Source organism: Haloarcula sp. H-hyl2, from assembly GCF_056934385.1.
In genome coordinates, this window is the sequence record NZ_JBRIIJ010000002.1 from 1 (window position 1) to 17,224 (window position 17,224).

The 17,224-nt window shown below is 60.5% G+C and carries 13 protein-coding genes; 5 read left to right on the forward strand and 8 right to left on the reverse strand.

All coding sequences use genetic code 11. The features are described 5' to 3' along the window. Window positions 1–287: 287 nt before the first annotated feature. Both Hhyl2_RS09700 and Hhyl2_RS09705 read left to right on the forward strand, forming a co-directional pair. Window positions 288–1,016, forward strand: coding sequence for an IS630 family transposase (locus tag Hhyl2_RS09700; RefSeq protein ID WP_483550570.1), 729 nt, complete (start codon window positions 288–290; stop codon window positions 1,014–1,016). 170 nt (window positions 1,017–1,186) lie between these two features. Beyond that, entirely contained in the window at window positions 1,187–2,296 is a 1,110-nt protein-coding gene (locus Hhyl2_RS09705; protein WP_483550571.1) for a glycosyltransferase family 4 protein, read from the forward strand. A gap of 41 nt (window positions 2,297–2,337) precedes the next feature. Here the strand turns inward: Hhyl2_RS09705 and Hhyl2_RS09710 are convergent, their stop codons facing one another. Further along, the gene (locus tag Hhyl2_RS09710) at window positions 2,338–3,426 is read right to left on the reverse strand and encodes a glycosyltransferase family 4 protein (RefSeq protein ID WP_483550572.1); all 1,089 of its coding nucleotides are present in this window, start codon (window positions 3,424–3,426) and stop codon (window positions 2,338–2,340) included. A 99-nt stretch (window positions 3,427–3,525) separates the two neighbouring features. Between Hhyl2_RS09710 and asnB the strand changes: the two genes are divergently transcribed. After that, window positions 3,526–5,370 carry an asparagine synthase (glutamine-hydrolyzing) gene (asnB, locus tag Hhyl2_RS09715; protein WP_483550573.1) on the forward strand — a complete coding sequence of 615 codons (1,845 nt, stop codon included), beginning with the start codon at window positions 3,526–3,528 and terminating at the stop codon, window positions 5,368–5,370. 120 nt (window positions 5,371–5,490) lie between these two features. Here asnB and Hhyl2_RS09720 read toward each other — a convergent pair whose 3' ends face one another. Further along, complete coding sequence (locus tag Hhyl2_RS09720) at window positions 5,491–6,693, reverse strand: glycosyltransferase (RefSeq protein WP_483550574.1); 1,203 nt, start codon at window positions 6,691–6,693, stop codon at window positions 5,491–5,493. A gap of 13 nt (window positions 6,694–6,706) precedes the next feature. Between Hhyl2_RS09720 and Hhyl2_RS09725 the strand changes: the two genes are divergently transcribed. Continuing rightward, window positions 6,707–7,924 (forward strand): hypothetical protein, encoded by a 1,218-nt coding sequence (locus Hhyl2_RS09725; RefSeq protein WP_483550575.1) that lies wholly within the window; start codon window positions 6,707–6,709, stop codon window positions 7,922–7,924. Window positions 7,925–7,995: 71 nt separating this feature from the next. Here Hhyl2_RS09725 and Hhyl2_RS09730 read toward each other — a convergent pair whose 3' ends face one another. Then, window positions 7,996–9,105, reverse strand: a complete 1,110-nt coding sequence (locus tag Hhyl2_RS09730; protein ID WP_483550576.1) for a glycosyltransferase family 4 protein — start codon at window positions 9,103–9,105, stop codon at window positions 7,996–7,998. Between the two features lie 276 nt (window positions 9,106–9,381). On the opposite strand from Hhyl2_RS09730, the gene Hhyl2_RS09735 reads away from it, so the two are divergent. Continuing rightward, entirely contained in the window at window positions 9,382–10,836 is a 1,455-nt protein-coding gene (locus Hhyl2_RS09735) for a sugar transferase (RefSeq protein WP_483550577.1), read from the forward strand. Between the two features lie 7 nt (window positions 10,837–10,843). Here Hhyl2_RS09735 and Hhyl2_RS09740 read toward each other — a convergent pair whose 3' ends face one another. From Hhyl2_RS09740 to glmU, 5 genes are all read right to left on the reverse strand, one after another. Beyond that, complete coding sequence (locus Hhyl2_RS09740) at window positions 10,844–11,815, reverse strand: NAD-dependent epimerase/dehydratase family protein (protein WP_483550578.1); 972 nt, start codon at window positions 11,813–11,815, stop codon at window positions 10,844–10,846. Then, window positions 11,802–12,743, reverse strand: coding sequence for an NAD-dependent epimerase/dehydratase family protein (locus tag Hhyl2_RS09745; protein ID WP_483550579.1), 942 nt, complete (start codon window positions 12,741–12,743; stop codon window positions 11,802–11,804). Before Hhyl2_RS09745 ends, Hhyl2_RS09740 begins: the two co-directional genes overlap by 14 nt. Then, window positions 12,740–13,915 (reverse strand): NAD-dependent epimerase/dehydratase family protein, encoded by a 1,176-nt coding sequence (locus Hhyl2_RS09750; RefSeq protein WP_483550580.1) that lies wholly within the window; start codon window positions 13,913–13,915, stop codon window positions 12,740–12,742. Before Hhyl2_RS09750 ends, Hhyl2_RS09745 begins: the two co-directional genes overlap by 4 nt. A gap of 130 nt (window positions 13,916–14,045) precedes the next feature. After that, window positions 14,046–15,842 (reverse strand): glutamine--fructose-6-phosphate transaminase (isomerizing), encoded by a 1,797-nt coding sequence (gene glmS, locus Hhyl2_RS09755; protein WP_483550581.1) that lies wholly within the window; start codon window positions 15,840–15,842, stop codon window positions 14,046–14,048. Continuing rightward, window positions 15,842–17,032: a bifunctional sugar-1-phosphate nucleotidylyltransferase/acetyltransferase gene (glmU, locus tag Hhyl2_RS09760; RefSeq protein ID WP_483550582.1), complete on the reverse strand. Its 1,191-nt coding sequence runs from the start codon at window positions 17,030–17,032 to the stop codon at window positions 15,842–15,844. The genes glmS and glmU overlap by 1 nt, the downstream gene beginning before the upstream one ends. Window positions 17,033–17,224 lie beyond the last annotated feature (192 nt).

Below are 17,224 nucleotides of genomic sequence, written 5' to 3' on the forward strand. Positions count from 1 at the left end.
AGATGCTGCTTCGGTGATCGAATCACCGGCGTAGAGGTTCTTAATAAGGCATAATCGCCGAACTACGCGTGTTTCTTCGTTTGATTGAGCTTCGTCGATCGCGGCGTCAAGCTCTGATTCATCCAGATGTTTTCTCACCTCTTTCGACGGGCCAGGCATTATTGACCCAACTCACTGTGACAATACAAAAGTTTCGGCAGTCACTAAAGGGCGCGCTCGCTGGACACTCCACCTCCTCGCAGACACCCTTGTCACTCTCGATGAGATCGATGTCGAGTCGATCTCACATGAGACCGTTCGACAGATTCTCAAAAAACGAACTGCAGCCTCACCGATCCACCCAGTGGGTGATTCCCCCCGGCCAAAACGCCAAGTTCGTCTGCCGGATGGAGGATATTCTCGCCCTCTACCACGAACCGTATGATGAGGATCGGCCGGTCGTCTGCTTCGACGAAACCAACAAACAACTTCTCACCCACGTCCGCGACCCGCTCCCGGCGAAACCGGGAGCGGTCGCTCGCACTGACTACACGTACCGAAGAGGCGGAACGCACAACCTCTTCGTGATCAGTGAACCACTGGTCGGCTGGCGTCACATCGATGTGACCAAGAAACGAACCAAGGTCGAGTTCGTCGAGCAGATGCGCCAACTCGTCGATGTGCACTACCCGGATGCAGATCGTATCCGGGTGGTGCTCGACAACTTCAGCACTCACACCGAGTACGCCTTCTACGAGTTTCTCCCGCCAAAGGAGGCTCGGCGGTTGCTTGCGAAGCTAGAGTTTCACTTCACACCACCGCACGGAAGTTGGCTCAATATGGCAGAAATCGAGCTCAGCGCACTCGCGTCTCAGTGTCTCGACCGCCGGATTCCCGACGCAGCGACGCTCCGTGCGGAGGTCGCTGCGTGGGAACGGAGCCGGAACGAAGCGGATATCTCTATCGACTGGCAGTTCACAACCGACGATGCCCGCATCAAACTTCGCAGGCTCTATCCCGTCTCAAGTGACGCTTGAAGCACCACTAGACAGTGCCCCACTTATAGATGTTTCAATTTGCGTTAGTACTGTGTTCTGGGGTCGTCTTCCGCATACCAACATCCTATAAGGGAAAGATTGTAAGTGTCGCGCGCAAATTAAAGATAGGGTTAAAGCGAACGACAATACTCAGTTACACTGATAGAGCGATGGTACCGACTATCTGTTTTATCTGTCTCCGCACGTACGGATATTTCAACCCGAGCATTACCTTTCAGGGTGGTGGTGCGGAACGACAAATCTATCTCCTTAGTCGAGCGCTCGCGGACGAGTTCGATGTCCACGTAATCGTTGGCGACTATGGCCAAGAGAAGCGAGAGCAACGTGAAGGAGTCACGATACACCGTGCGTATCCGCTCCACGACCGCCAGAATCCCCTCCAGCCGATAAAACATCTGGCGATACTCGGCTTGGCGATGAGACGAGCCAACGCTGATGTATACATCCACCGGGGGTTTCTCCGCGCGGCCGGTCTGAGCTACCTGTTAGCCCGGGGGCTTCGAACTCGATGGGCCTTCAACATCGCAAACGATTCTCACATCTCGAAGGATCCAGCAGCGCTTCCAGCCCCTCTTCGCCGGCTACACCACTGTGCGATGTCGGACGCGGATGGAATCATTGCTCAGACACCCCATCAGAAACGCGGGCTCAAGGACCAATACAGCGTCGATGCGACGGTCGTCTCAAACGGATACCCGCCAGCCGACGGCACTCCCCGGTTCAGCCGGCGCGAGCGCTTTCTCTGGGTCGGAAGACTCGCCGAGGGGCAGAAGCGTCCACATCTACTGTTAGATATCGCGAAACGGATTCCCTCAGAATCGTTCGCAATAGCTGGCCCTGCTGACCAGCACGGGCAGTATGCTCAAGCAGTCATAGATAGGGCTGATTCGCTACCAAATGTCGAGTACTTGGGTCTGCTCAACCCCGACGAGATACACGAGGAATATCGCCGCGCAATAGCTCTCATCAATACATCTACGCACGAAGGATTTCCGAACACGTTTCTTGAAGCATGGCGTCAGGGTACTCCCGTCATCAGTCTCGACGTGGACCCAGATCGGTTTCTCGAAACGGAAGATCAGAGAATCACTGCAACAGATGATATCAGAGCTACCGTCCAAAGATGTCGAACCCTCGCTGAAGACGAAAATCACTGGACCGAAGTGTCCAAACTCAGTTTGACCGCGTTCGAATCGAAGTACACAATTACCGCCGTGTCGAACAAGTATGCATCTGCCATCGAATCAATACTTAATTGAGGGGAACGTCTTCAACCGCAAATTTGGACTGTTCGACTGGATCACAACGATCGAATCATCGTTTCATACTGCTTTCCAACAGTCGACATTCGGTACTTCTTTTCGAAGGTCATCCGACCAGATTGCCCCAGCTGGCGTCGTACTGTTTCGGACTCCGCAACTCGACGGGCTAGTGAACAGAGCACGGATAAATCCCCACTTGCATAACACCGGTTGTCGGGTTCGGAAAGGAATCGATTCGGGTCAACAGACAGTCCTAAGACAGGCGTTTCGTACCGCCACGCCTCTAAAAAAGTATTCGGGAACCCCTCTACCAGTGACGTGTTTACAAGCGCAAGCGAATTTCGATAGTATTCATGAACCTCGTCCGGATTAACCGATCCGAGGTAGTCAACGTTGTTGAGTTTCTTGGCTCGGTCCAGTAAACGGTCGGTATAGCCGGAATCCTCTTTGGGTCCTGCAAAGAGGAATGAATATTCTGGCATTTTTTCGGCGATATCAAGGTATAGATGTGGACGTTTGTTCTCTCGGGTGAGCCGGCCTATCCATAAGAAATACTCCCTAGTGGCGTGGGGAAGCGTATTCTCGACAGGTGAATATCCGTTTGGGATCGTCTTTGAACTCTGCCCGTGCAGAAGCTTTAGAGTAGTCTGCTGATAGTCAGTTTGTGATACAATTTTGTCAGGAACAGCTAATGCGCGACGGAACAGAGAAGCCGTAATTGGACTATATATAACCGACGGCGTCTCGATAAACTGATCCGAGACGACGTGATAAACCAGCATCGAATTTTCGATTCGGATAACAGGAGAAAAAGTTAGCAATTTTTTCGGTCCGCCTTCAATGATGTATACGTCAGCGTCAGCGTTGCGGACTGCGCACCAGAATCTTTTCAGATTCGATGCCTGTTCAACGGGCGAGCTCTGTGGTGAAGGTGCGTAAGACCGGTGTAGAGTTACATTTTCTTGCTGTTTTCGTTTTTGCTGCCCGTAGTCGCCCACAATAAAGTGCATGTCGAAACTATCTGCAAGGTGCTTACTTAGCAGATAGAACTGGCGGGATCCAAATGCATCATCGCCCGAGAAATACCCATATGCGGAATGAGAGATAAAACAGACACGCTTTGTCATCTACCGGATACAGTAGTTTGTTGTATATAAGGGTGTTTGGCTGCAAGCGTAGCTGTTCCGGATGATTGACGATAGTGGGGGGAAAACATTGGAGTACGCATGTGTGGAATCGGAGGTAAGGTATCTTTTAACGCACGTCCCGACGTGGCAGTCGCTGAGCGAATGGCCGCTCGGATGACCCACCGCGGACCCGACGACTCGGGTGTCTACGCAAATGGTCCGGCCGTCCTGTCTCACCGACGCCTCTCAATTATTGATCCTTCACCAGCCGGTCAACAGCCGATGGCAAACTCCGACGGAACCGTCCATATCGTTTTCAACGGAGAGATATATAATTATCAAGAGCTGCGCAACCAAGTTGACCATTACCGATTCAATTCTGAGACGGATACTGAGGTCCTGCTGCATCTCTATGAAGAGTATGGCACAGATTGTCTTCAGTACCTCCGCGGGATGTTCGCGTTCGGTATCTGGGACGAAAATCGCGAGCGTCTTTTTCTGGCACGCGATCGGCTGGGACAGAAGCCGCTGTTCCTTCATGAGGGCAACGAAAGTGTTGTGTTCGGTTCGACGATCAAAGCAATCGCAGCCGACGAGAACGTCTCAATGGGACCGGACTACGATGCGCTTCAGTCGTTCCTCACCTACCAGTACGTCCCCCACCCACTAACTGGATTTCAGGACGTAGAGCGCCTTGAACCGGGCGAGTACGCCGTCGTCGACAGAAACGGAATCCACCGCAACCACTACTGGTCAGTGTCGTTCCGAAACAAGCGTTCTTCCTCAATGGCCCAAACGGCGGGGGCCCTCCGGACAAAACTCGAGGAGGCCACACGACTCCGAATGCGTAGCGACGTCCCTCTGGGCGTGTTTCTATCGGGCGGGCTCGATTCTTCTATCTTAACCGCGTTGCTCGCGGAAATGAGTGACGACACAGTAAGCACATACTCCGTCGGCTTCGAGGAGGCCGCGTACGACGAACTGGGCCACGCCAAAACTGTGGCCGAAATGTACGACACGGACCACCACGAGTATACCGTGACGCCGGATGCTGCCGAGGTTTTGCCGAAGCTAGTTACCGAATATGAGATGCCGTTCGGCGATCCGTCTGCACTGCCGACCTACTACATCTCCGAGGTAGCAAGCGACGAGGTGAAGGTCGTTCTCGGTGGTGATGCCGGTGATGAGAACTTCGCTGGTTACGACCGCTACTGGTGGGACCAAGTCGCGAGCGAACTCGAACGACTGCCAGAAGTGCTCAGGCGAGCCGGCGTCGCCGCATTCTCAATCGCGCCCGAATCGGTTCGCGATCATTCAGCAGTTCGGTATCCTCGGGAAGCCCTCGTGACAGCAGGACTGGACCCTGTCGAGCGGTACGCAATGTTTATTTGCCACGCTGTTGGCGAGGATTTAACATCAGTTTGGGACAGGACTGGTGAGGATACCCTCGCCCCACTCCGTGCAGCCTTTGAGACGACCGATGGGCCGACCCGACTCGATCAGCTACTGCAGGTCGACATAACCACGTATCTACCGGACGCCCTCTTAGTCAAGGTTGACAGAGCGAGCATGGCCCACTCCCTCGAAGTTCGATCACCGTTCCTGGATCACGAACTCGTTGAGTTCGCCGCGACCATACCTGCGAGCCAGAAGCGACAGCGGTCGAACGGCAAGCGCGTTCTGAAGCGCGCCTTCGCAGAGACACTGCCAGAGTCGATACTATCGCGCGAAAAATCAGGATTCAGTGTCCCCATCAACGAGTGGTTCCGGGGGGAACTGCGGTCATTCGCCAGAATCCGACTGAATCGACTCGGCCGACGTGAACGGTTCGCCGACTCAGGCATTGATCGCCTCTGGCAGGAACATCTCGACGGGACAGACCATGGATTCCGACTGTGGGACCTGGTCGTGCTTGAGGAGTGGTTCGAACAGTGGATCGATTAGTTATCGTGTGATGAACTCCGCGAGAGCGACGACAACGGTCCAGAAACATCAATACGAAAGAGGTGGAGATCAACGTACTGTAGCACGATCCTCATCGAAGAGCGTTGAGAAGGATGCTATTCATTCACACAGTCGTTCGTCGTACAGTCTCTGGAAGTTTTCGACCATCACATCAATCTCGAACTCCGCGGCCGCACGTTCGTGGGCAGCCACGCCGTGCTCAGTTGCCAATTCGTCATCTGTGATATACTTCGAGATAGCTTCCGACAGGGCAGTAACATCCTCGGCTGGAACGTGGGTTCCGTGAACCCCGTCTTCAACCAGTTCCGAACAGCCGGCTACAGGAGTAGTTACAATTGGCAACTCGGCGCACATTGCTTCCAGAAGCGCACCCGGGAGTCCTTCGAAGTGGGAAGGGAACGCAAACACATTGAACAGCGCCAAGAGCGACGGGACATCTTCACGCTGGCCCAGAAGGTGTATTGAGTCGGTACAACCCAGTTGGTTGATCTGCCAGCGGAGACGGTTGTAGACCGGACCATGACCGACAACCACGAGCTGGGCCTCTTCATGATCTGCCCTTACCGACGGCCAGGCAGCCACCAAATCGTGGTGGCCCTTCCTACGGATGAGCCGTCCGACCGTACCGACGACCGGACCCGGGGGGATTCCCAGACTCTCGCGGTAGCCCTCCGGCACATCGCGGTTGTAGTGGTCGACGTCACGCCCGTTGTGGACGACAGACACTGCTTCAGGTGGTGCGCCTCGGTCAATAACCCACTCGGCGCCAGCCCGGGAATTGGAGACGATGGCGTCGGATAGCCTCATGGTCGCGCGGTCGATCAGGGCTCGATGGTACGGGCGGTCGTCAGGGACAGCACGTACGCCCGTGATTACTGTCGTTTCTGGGCTAGCAATGCCAGCCAACCGGGACAGCGTATTGTCGAAGTAGAGGAATGACTGGAGAAGCGGTGGCCGCTGGCGACGGAGCGCGCGGGTGAACCGCAATGGAGCGCGGAAATCAACCTTCGAAGTTGCACCTAGCGAGCGGACTGGGATGTCTGGCGGCACGTCATCCGCGAGCGGCCCTGGCTCTGTGATAGTCCAGATTGTCGGCTCGAACCGATCGTCCAAACCCGACACGAGGTCAACTAGCGTCCGCTCGGCTCCTCCAACTGCAAGTGTTCCAATCAAGTACCACACTGGTACTGGTTGACTCTTGCTCGTTCGCGGATCACCGTGGCCTCCAGAAGGCACACTGTCGAGTGCGTTGGGGTCCGGATTAGGTCTGTCGCTCCCCGCAGCTATTTGAGTGGACATCATATATCTTCAACCTGTGTTGTTGGCACTCGTCGTGACGCTCGTCGTTCTCGTTGCAGTCTTCTATCTGTTCGATGACTGGATTTATACCATCACCGCCGGAATCGCATTCCTACTTCACATCGTCGCCGCCGTCGCCGCCCTCGAAGTATTCCCTTACCAGTGGGATATCGACCTCTATCACCAGACAGCTCTCGAATTGCTCGCTGGACAGCCCACCGGCGAGACGCTATCGACGGTCGCGTTCGGCTGGGTCGTCGCCGGTCTGTATACAGTATTCGGCGTCGACGTCCGTGTCACCGCAGTATTCAACAGTCTGCTCGCGGTCGTCCTCGTCCTCCCGCTGGCGATGCTTGCCCGTCGACTCTACCCTGATCTCGATGAAACCGACGGTCTTCGGACAGTCGCGCTGTTTCTCCCCCTGTCGTTTCTGTTCACGAGCATCCCGATGCGGGATACGCTCGCCCTAGCGTTGTTCGTCGGGACGCTGGCGGCCGCAGCGACCGCACTGACGCGGCGTCGACTCGCGGCGCTGCCTGCTGTGGTTGGACTCGTCACACTCGGACTGTTTCGGGTTGAACTGGCTGGGCTAATTCTGACCGGGGGTTGTCTGGCCGTCGCCGTCGCCATAGTCGAGTGGCGACTGAAACGGTCCGTTCGGATATCTGAATTATTTCTGGGCGTCGGTCTCACCGGCCTTATCGGGCTCGTTCCGTTCTCGATGCGATACAGTATCACGACACTCAACACGCAGTTGTCGATACGCGGCGTCGGCGGCGCGGTCTACTTTCCACAATTTCGCTATGGCTCCTGGTTAGATGTCATATTTGCGGCCCCGGTGCGGGGTATATATTTTCAGTTCGCACCCTTTCCCCTCCACGTGAACGGACTGTTCGATTTCGCGGCAGCACTGGTACTCCCGCTGCTCATTGTGCTTGTCATCGCCGCGGGCCGCTCGCTCGCCGCCAGAGAGTGGCGAACCCCGGTCGGTGCAATGCTGGGATTGGTGTATGTCGGTGGCGTCCTAGGCTACGGCCTGGTCGATACTAACTTCGGGACGACTGTCCGCCACCGTGTCCCGTTCGTCTTTGTCCTGCTCGTGTTCGCTGCGCCGGTCGTCTCACGATGGTGGGCTGCCCTGCTCGGTTGGCTTCGTGTAACGCCAGGTGACAGCGGTGACCACCGCGGCGACCAGCAGGAAACTCCCGAACGCGACGGCCTCGACGGGGCGTGACCACAGGATGGCGATTATACTCAGTACGAACCACGCGCCACAGCCGAGTATCAGCGATAGGTCGAGGCGGTTCACTCGTGTCCTCCCGCAATCTCTTCGAGAGCAGCCGTCGTCCGTTCGACTGTATCAGTCCAGTCGTACTGACCGGCAACAGTCTCGGTTGGCGAGTACGAATCGCGGGCATCCAAGACGGTTGCCAACGCTACGGCGAACCCTCGTACATCACCAACTGGAACGGTCTCACCTCCCTCAGGGTTAATGATAGGTGCGACTTGTTCGAGATCACTCACTACGACCGGCGTCCCCGATGCCATCGCCTCCAAGACCGTCCGGGGGAGTCCTTCTGCGCGACTCGGCAACACCAGCACGTCGCCAGCGCGATACACTGCAGGCATCACGTCGTACGGAAGATGACCGAGAAATGAAACTGAATTATCAAGACCGCATTGACGTGCTTCTGCTTCGAGATCGTCACGCAACGGTCCCTCACCACAGATGTTCAATACTGCGTCAGGGAACCGGTCACGGAGCTGGTTAAATGCTGCAAGCGCGTCGCCGGGTCGCTTGCCTTCGACCAACCGGCCGACAAATAGTACGGCCGGATCACCGCGTATCGCGTCGTGAGCAGATCCACCTGGAGTGAACCGATCAGTGTCGATCCCATTGTGGATGACCGCAATATCCGTCGAAATTCCACGCTCGCGAAGCCGATTACGGTCCTCCTCGGTGTAGCAGAAGACGACATCAGCCGAATCGAACGTCCACCGACCCAGTGTCCGTAGATACATGTCAAACAACCATTCGGGCGCAGTCTGGGAGTACAGACCGTGGTTAGTGATCGCCAGCGGTGTAGAACCGAGACGTCGGCCGAGCGCGGCAAGATTAGTTGAAAAGTACAAGTGAGAATGGGCGTGTATGACATCGAATTCGTCAGCGTTGGCGAGGAAAGACGCCACGTCAGATGATACCGCATTTCCGAGGGGCTGAGCGATCGATGGATAGCGTACGACAGTGTACCCATCACGCTGTTCAACGTGTGGCTGTTCGGTATCCGTTCCGACCGTCAGGACGGTCACGTCATGGCCCATCTTTGCCTGATCACGGCTCATCGCATGGATGTGGTAGGACCCACCACCAACGACATCGGGATATACTTTCTGTGCAACTCGAAGAATTCGCATTTATAAGTTCATTCCCGGATCCCTATATTGTATATCGATTGTCCGCCACTCAAGCACCCGAGTTTCGTACCGAGCGGGATATCCAAAGGTATCTGCCCACTCACTGCCGGGAGATTGTTGGGAGATATACTAAAGCCGCCCGGTCCAAGCAGTCCGAATTGATAACAGCGGCTTACCGAACAAGCGTGGGCCGGATCCAAGGAGGGACACGGGTCGTTCTCATCGGCGATAGCAGGCCCGATGGACTTATTCCCCGGCATAAACCATGACCTACTAATGACCGGTGGCTGGCGGTACCGACTCGCCGGCGGGCTGGGGGCGGTGACACTCACCGTCCTGTCAATCGCGGTCGCGTACCAGCCACTGGTACAGGACCTCATCGTCCTTGTCCCGGTCGTCGGCAATCTCCCGATCCGGTCGGCGACACCCCAGGAGTTCGCGTTCGAGGCGCTGACGACAGCGACCGTCGTCGCCATCGCGTTCGCGCCGCTGTACAAGCCACAACCGCGTCGACTGCTCGACACCTGGCTGTTCGCGGTTCGTCGGACGGCCATCGCCGTGCTCGCGCTCGCGACGGTCGGGTACTTCGACTACACGTACAAACTCCCCAGGTTGACCCTCATCACGGCCGGAGCGGTCCTCGCAGCGACGCTGCCAGCGTACTTCGTCGCGATCCGCCGTCGCCCCGCCGATGGCGAAGAACGGACGGTGATCGTCGGGAACGCCGCGGAGCGGATCCCGAGGATCAACCGTGCAGCGGACGCGAACGTCGTCGGATACGTCGCTCCACAGGCCGTCGGGGACAGCGAGATCGGTATGACCGATGGTGGTCACGTGACTTCAGTCGACATCCCACGCCTCGGCGGGCTCTCGCGACTCGAAGAGGTGTTGCTCTCACACAACGCCGATACGGCGGTCCTCTCGTTCGCCGGCGAGGACCGCTCGGAGTTGTTCGGCGCACTCACGACCTGCCACGAGAACGGCGTCCAGGCACAGATCCACAGCGATTACGCCGACCCCGTCCTGACTCGCGAGGTGGGGAGCGAGCCGCTCGTCGAGGTCGATCTGGAACCCTGGGACCCACAAGATCAGGTCCTCAAGCGATTGTTCGATATCATTTTTTCGGCCGTCGGACTCACCGTCCTGACCCCGGTCATCGCCGTCATCGCCACTGCGATCAAACTCGAAGACAGCGGCCCGGTCCTCTACTGGCAGGACCGAACGGCGGCATTCGGCGAGACCTTCACCATCGCGAAGTTCCGCAGTATGGTCCCGGACGCCGAAAGCGAGTCCGGCGCGACCATCTCGGTAGAGGACGAAGGTGGGACCGATCCCCGCGTCACTCGTGTCGGGAAGGTACTGCGGACGAGCCATCTCGACGAGATCCCTCAGCTCTGGTCGGTGCTCCGTGGCGACATGAGCGTCGTCGGCCCTCGCCCGGAACGACCCTCGCTCGACGCCGACATGGAGTCGACGGTCGAGGAGTGGCCCAACCGGTGGTTCGTCCGGCCTGGCCTGACGGGGCTCGCCCAGATCAACGGCGTCACTGGGGCCGATCCGGAACGGAAACTCCAGTACGATATCGAGTACATCCGACGGCAATCGCTGGCCTTCGACGGGAAGATCGTCATCCGGCAACTGTATCAGGTGTTCGTCGATGTCGTAGGCCTCCTCCGGTCTGATACCGCAAGCGGAGAGGATCGGATGGACTCCGGCACCTCGGAGCGGTAGCGCTACATCATTCAAACGCCGCTTGGACCGCGTCGGCGACGGTTCGCTCGGCCACCCAGCCCAACCGGTTCCGAGCGGCGCTCGTGTCGACAGTGAACGACTCGACGAGCGTCTCGTCGTCCGCGCGCGGGTTTTCGACAAACGTGACGGGGACGTCGACTCCCAACTGTTCGGCAGCGCTTCCCTGGACGAGTTCGGCAACACCCTCCACGCTTGGGTCCTCGCCGCTCGCCAATTCGAACTTCTCGACGCCGGTCGCGCCATCGGCACGCTGTGCGAGCAGTCGCTCGGTACTCCGGACGTACGCTCTGGCGACGTCCGTGACGTGGACGAAGTTCCGCGACTGGCTGCCGGGTTCGTAGACGGTCAGAGGCTCTCCTGCCCGCGCTCTGTCGACGAAGAAGTTGATGACCGTCCCCTTCGAGACCGTGGTTCCGTCGACCTCGTGGCGCCCGTAGACGTTCGAGATCATGTACTGGTGGGCCGGGAACGCACCGGCGGCGAACTCGTCGATGGCGCGTTCGCTCAGCAATTTGGTCCGGCCATACCAGTTCACGGGGTCCCGTGGATGGTCGACGGTGATCGGGAACTGTTCGGGGTCGCCGACGACGGCCATCGAGAACGGGAAGACGAGTGCTGCACCCGTCTGCCGGCAGAACCAGGCAACGTTGTTCGTCCCTCCGACGTTGACCTCGTAAGCCAGATCAGCGTTCTCGTCGCAATCGTCGACACCCGAGATAGCGGCCAGGTGGAGGACGACATCGGCGCCCGAGAGTGCCGTCTCGAGCCGTCGTCGGTCGCGGATGTCGACGTGGTCGATCGCGACATCGCCGACCGAGTCGAGTGTCCCCTCGTAGAAGTTGTCGATGGCGATGATCTCCCAGTCGGGGTGCTGTGACTGGAGTTCGACGAGGATGCGACTCCCGATGTAGCCGGCGGCCCCTGTCACTGCGATCTGGGGCGTATCAGTGCGGACCATCGGTGAACCTCCCTGCGATATCCAGGATCCCCTCTCTGAGTGTCCATTGTGGACGGTATCCGGTCGATCCCAACCTGTCGAACTCGACGTGGTAGGACGGCCCCGGGTGTTCGTCTTCGAGATACGTGATGTCGACCGTACCGACCGCCTCGTCGACGATCTCGGCGATCTTCGAAATCCGGTAGTTCTCGTCCGTACTGCCGACGTTGTAGACGCGTTCGTCCCAGTCGTCGGGGGAAAGCGCCGCGTGCTTGTAGGCCCGAGCGGCGTCCGAGACGTGGATGAACGGCCGCCAGTTCGAGCCGTCGCCGTAGACGGTCAGCGTCCGGCCGGTCAGTGCCCGGAACACGAAGTAATTCACGACGAGGTTGAACCGGACGCCGGGGGAGTAGCCGAAGTTGGTCGCCATCCGCAGTGCGGTCCCGTCCATCCCGAACTCCGCGCAGTACTCCGCGAGCAACGTCTCCGAATCGAGTTTCGTCTCGGCGTAAGGGTTGATCGGGTCGGGGTCGACCGTCTCGTCGATGTGCGTGCTCGTCGCCCGCCCGTAGACGTTACACGAGGAGGCGAAGACCACGTTCTCGACGCCGAGTTTCCCGGCGGCGTTCAGAATGTTCTCGGTACCGTCGTAGTTCACTGCGACCGTCTCCGCGCGGCGGTCGTGAGTACTATCAGCGCCGGTGATCGCCGCGAGGTGGACGACGGTGTCGGTCCCACGCATCGCGCTCTCGACGTCACCGTACTCGCGGACGTCGCCGCGCCGGAAGGTGAGGCTGTCGTCGACGGCGCCCATCAGGACGCGGGGCGACCCCGACGTGAGACTGTCCAGGACGACTACGTCGCCGACGCGCTCGTCGGCCTGCAGGCGCGGGACCAGGTCGCTCCCGATGTACCCACAGCCGCCCGTGACCAGGACGTCAGTCGTCATTCGTCGTCGACGAGGACGCCGGGCAGGAACCGGTCTTCGTAGGACGCGATGGTGTCGTCGTAGCGGGTCAACGTCTCGAAGATGTCACGGACCCCCTCCTCGAAGGTCTGGTCCTGTCCGCCGATGAGGTCGGCGTACCGGTCGTTCTCGATCTCCATCTTGTGGGTCTCGTCCTCGTCACGCGGGTTCTCGAAGTGCTCGACGGCGACGTCGAGATCGAACTCACTACCCACATTGGCGATGGTTTCGGCGATCTCGACGATGCTGATCGCGCGGGTGACCTGGTTGTAGACGGTCAGTCCCTCTGGCCGGTCGTCGGGGTCTTCGAGTGCGACCTGTGCCAGCCCCTCGACGGCGTCCTCCAGCGAGATGAACGGCTTGCGCTGCTCGCCCTTGCCGTAGACGGTGACCGGGTAGCCCGCGACCGCCTGTGCACAGAAGCGATGCCCCACGGTCCCGAAGTAGTAATCGAAGTCGAACCGGGTCTTCAGCCGGTCGTCCTCGCGGGTCTCGGCGGTCTCGGTCCCATAGACGATGGCGGTGCGAACGTCCGAGATCGGAATGTCGAACTGCTTGTGTGCCAGTCGGAGGTTCGCCGCGTCGTGCGATTTCGTGAGGTGGTACCAGCTCCCGGCCATCGCCGGGAACGGGACGTCGTCGGCCTCCCCCTGGTTCTCCATCGTCGCGCCGCCTTCGGGGATGGGGAACTCCGGCGCGCCGTAGACGCCCGTCGTCGTCGTCTCGACGAAGTGCGTGTCGGTGAGGTCGTGTTCCTCCAGCCCCCACAGGAGGTTCCGCGTGGCCTGCATGTTGTTGTGCTGGGTGTAGTTGGCCCGCTCCCCGTTGATCTGGGAGTACGGCGCGGAGGGCTGAGCCGCAGCGTGGACGACGACGTCGGGTTCGTGGACCGCCAGTAGTTCGTCGACGAAGGACTTCTCGACGAGGTCGCCCTCGACAAAGGAGAGGTTCGAGAGCCCGTGAACCTCGCGCGCGGCGTCGAGACGCCGGTCGATGCTGGAAACGGGTGTCGCGCTCGTGGCGCCGACCTCCTCGACCCACTCACGGCGGGCGAAGTTGTCGACGAGGACGACTCGGTCGTCGGTCCGTGCAGCGATTCGGAGTGCCGTCGGCCACCCGAGATAGCCGTCGGCACCGGTTAGCAGGATCGACATCGGTGGTCTGCCCGAACCCACACCACTGCGCCATTTGTTTATGAACGTGCTACCCGGCGGTAGCCGTCTCCTACGGTATGTTTCCGGAAACAGCGGAACAGTTCGGCAGAATAGTGGCGGGACCGTCGGTCTATTCGACGGTCACGCTCTTGGCCAGGTTCCGTGGCTTGTCGATGGGCCGCCCGAGCAACGCGGCCGTGTGATACGACACTAGCTGGAGGTGGATGTTCGCCAGTACGGCCGCCGCCCGCGGGTGGGTCTCGGGTAGTTCCAGTACCTCGTCGGCGTAGCGAGCGGCGTCGTTCTGGCCGTCGGTCACCGCGACCACGGGGGCATCCCGCGCTTCGACCTCCTTGATGTTGCCGACCGTCTTCCGCGCGCGCTCGTCGTCGCCGGTGACGACCGCGAAGACGGGTGTCTGCTCGGTCACCAGCGCGAGCGGGCCGTGTTTGAGTTCGCCGGCCGCGAACCCTTCGGCGTGTTTGTAGGTGATCTCTTTCATCTTCAGGGCGCCCTCCAGCGCGACCGGGAACTGCTGGCCCCGGCCGATGAAGAAGTAGGCGGTGGCGTCCTGGTAGAGTTCGGCGACCGCCTCGGCCCGAGAGTCGTCGAGGATGGCCTGAACCTGACCGGGCAGGTCCCGCAACGCGGCGATGACCTCGCGGCTGTCGTCGGTCGAGGTCGTCCCGAGCGCGAGCAGGTTCAGCGCGGCCAGTTGGGAGGCGAAGGTCTTGCTCGCGGCGACGCCGATCTCGGGGCCGGCCCGGATGTACAGTGCGTGGTCGCACTCGCGGGCCGCGGTCGATCCGACGACGTTGGTGACGGCCAGCGTGCGCGCGCCACGCTTGCGGGCCTCCCGGAGTGCCGAGAGCGTGTCGGCCGTCTCGCCACTCTGGGTGACGCCGACGACGAGGGCATCGCCGATCGGCGGGACGCCGGTGGCGTACTCGCTGGCGAGGAAGGCCTGGGCCGGGATGCCCGCTTCCTGGAACAACTGTGCGCCGTACAGCGCGGCGTGATAGGAGGTCCCGCAGGCGACGAACTGGACGCCCGTCGGCGAGAGGTCGCCGAGGTCGCCGATGTCGACGGACGCGGTGAGTTCGTCGACTCGGCCGCGGAGACACTGCCGGAGCGCACGGGGTTGCTCGTGGATCTCCTTGAGCATGTAGTGGTCGTAGCCGCTCTTGCCGGTCTCCTCGGGGTCCCACTCGACGGTGTCGATCTTCTTGTCGACGACGGTCCCCTCACTGTCGGTGACCGTCCAGCCGTCGGCGTCGAGGCGGGCGAACTCGCCGTCGTCGAGGTAGACGACCTGGTCGGTGAAATCGCGGAACGCGGGGACATCGCTCGCGAGGAACGTCGCGTCCTCGGTGAGTCCCAGCACGAGCGGCGAGTCGTGGCGCGCAGCGAAGACCGTCTCCGTGCCCGCGACGACGACGGCGACGGCGAAGCTCCCGTCGAGTTGGCGGATCGCCGTCCTGACCGCAGCTTCCGGGTCGGCGCCGCCTTCGAGTTCCCGCTCGATGAGGTGGGGGATCACCTCGGTGTCAGTGTCGGAGGTGAACGTATGGCCGGCGGAGACGAGTTCGTCGCGGAGGTCCTGGTAGTTCTCGATGATGCCGTTGTGGACGACGGCGACCGAGCCGTGACAGTCCTGATGGGGGTGAGCGTTCGCGTCGGTCGGCGGTCCATGGGTGCTCCAGCGTGTGTGACCGACGCCGACAGCACCCGACAGCGAGACGCTCTCCAGGGTCGCTTCGAGTTCGTCGATATCGCCGGCGTTCTTGCAGATGCTGACCGGCTGGTCGGCGCTCGTCAGCGCGACCCCGGCGGAGTCGTAGCCGCGGTACTCCAGTTTCGAGAGGCCGTGGACGAGCGTGTCGAGCGTCTCGTCGCCGCGGCCGACACAGCCGATGATCCCACACATCAGCGCATCACCTCCACGCCGTCGCCGACGTTCTCGCCGACGGTCACGCCCGCGTGCAGCGTCGCATCGGTCCCGACGAGAGTGCCTGGCGCGATACTGACGTCGCCGTGCGCGTCGGTCCAGTCACCGATGACGGCACCGAGGCGCTGGTTCTCGAAGACGGTCGTCCCGACCTGCACGTCGGCCGATCCCCCGGGAGCGACGGTGTTGGCACGCAGGTCGACGTCCTGGCCGGTGACCGTGTCCACCAGCGTCGAACTCGGGCCGACGCGCGTGTCGGCGTCGAGCACCGACCGCTGGACGACCGCGTTGGCGCCGATCGTGACGTTGGCGCCGACGGCCGTGTCTGGACCGACGACCGCTCCGGGGCCGATCTCACAGTCCGGGCCAATCACGACCGGACCCCGCAGGACAGCCTCGTCGTGGACGTGGGCCTCTGCGTCCACCCAGACGTGTTCGTCGCGTGCGATCTCGATGACGCGACCACGGTTGAGAACCTCGCGGGCGACGGTCAGCAGGTCCCACGGGTACGTCGCGTCGACCCACATCCCGTCGACCTCGACCCCACGGACGCGCTCGTGGGCGACCAGTCGCTCGATGGTGTCGGTGATACCCAGTTCCCCTGCGGTCCGGGGCGTCTCGTCGATCGCCTCGAAGATACTGCCGGGGAAGGCATAGACCCCAGCGTTGATCAGCCGGTAGCCGTCGTCGCGCGGTTTCTCGACGAAATCGGCGATGTCCCCGTCTCGGAGTTCGACCGCGCCGTAGCGGCTCGTATCCCGCCGTTCGGTGACGGCGATGCTCGGATCGCCGGTCTCGGCGAAGGAGGCATCGACCGCCTCGATCGTTCCGGCGTCGATGAGTCGGTCGCCGTTGAGGACCAGCAGCGGGCCGTCGACCTCGTCGCGTGCCTGTGCGAGTGCGTGCCCGCTCCCGAGTTGCTTCTCCTGGAGGACGTACGTGATGGGGACGTCACGGTAGGTCGGGCCAAAGTGGTCCTGGACGCGGTCGCGTTTGAACCCGACGACGACGACCAGCCGCTCGATCCCCGCATCGACGAGTGCGTCGAAGACGTGTTCGAGGATCGGCCGGTTCGCCGCCGGTAACATCGGTTTCGGCCGGTTGCGTGTCAGCGGCCGGAGCCGGGTCCCCTCGCCGGCAGCGAGGATCACCGCGGTATCGATGTGCATACCTCACCCTGTGCACGGTGCGGTTTCAACCTTCTGGGCTCGGCGGCTTTCGCGCCGTGGCTGTTCGTTCGGTCGGTCGCTGTCATCGTCCGTCCGTACGGCTCGGGGTACTTCGTTTGGCTCCAGTTACCGCCAGTTTCGAGCGGTGAATATCCAAGAGTACTACACATGTTCAGAAATGCGAGGGATTCC

Coding starts and splice junctions, on each gene's coding strand:
- Hhyl2_RS09700 (WP_483550570.1), top strand. CDS start 288: ATGAGACCGTTCGACAGATTCTCAAAAAACGAACTGCAGCCTCACCGA.
- Hhyl2_RS09705 (WP_483550571.1), top strand. CDS start 1,187: ATGGTACCGACTATCTGTTTTATCTGTCTCCGCACGTACGGATATTTC.
- Hhyl2_RS09710 (WP_483550572.1), bottom strand. CDS start 3,426: ATGACAAAGCGTGTCTGTTTTATCTCTCATTCCGCATATGGGTATTTC.
- asnB (WP_483550573.1), top strand. CDS start 3,526: ATGTGTGGAATCGGAGGTAAGGTATCTTTTAACGCACGTCCCGACGTG.
- Hhyl2_RS09720 (WP_483550574.1), bottom strand. CDS start 6,693: ATGATGTCCACTCAAATAGCTGCGGGGAGCGACAGACCTAATCCGGAC.
- Hhyl2_RS09730 (WP_483550576.1), bottom strand. CDS start 9,105: ATGCGAATTCTTCGAGTTGCACAGAAAGTATATCCCGATGTCGTTGGT.
- Hhyl2_RS09735 (WP_483550577.1), top strand. CDS start 9,382: ATGACCGGTGGCTGGCGGTACCGACTCGCCGGCGGGCTGGGGGCGGTG.
- Hhyl2_RS09740 (WP_483550578.1), bottom strand. CDS start 11,815: ATGGTCCGCACTGATACGCCCCAGATCGCAGTGACAGGGGCCGCCGGC.
- Hhyl2_RS09745 (WP_483550579.1), bottom strand. CDS start 12,743: ATGACGACTGACGTCCTGGTCACGGGCGGCTGTGGGTACATCGGGAGC.
- Hhyl2_RS09750 (WP_483550580.1), bottom strand. CDS start 13,915: ATGTCGATCCTGCTAACCGGTGCCGACGGCTATCTCGGGTGGCCGACG.
- glmS (WP_483550581.1), bottom strand. CDS start 15,842: ATGTGTGGGATCATCGGCTGTGTCGGCCGCGGCGACGAGACGCTCGAC.
- glmU (WP_483550582.1), bottom strand. CDS start 17,032: ATGCACATCGATACCGCGGTGATCCTCGCTGCCGGCGAGGGGACCCGG.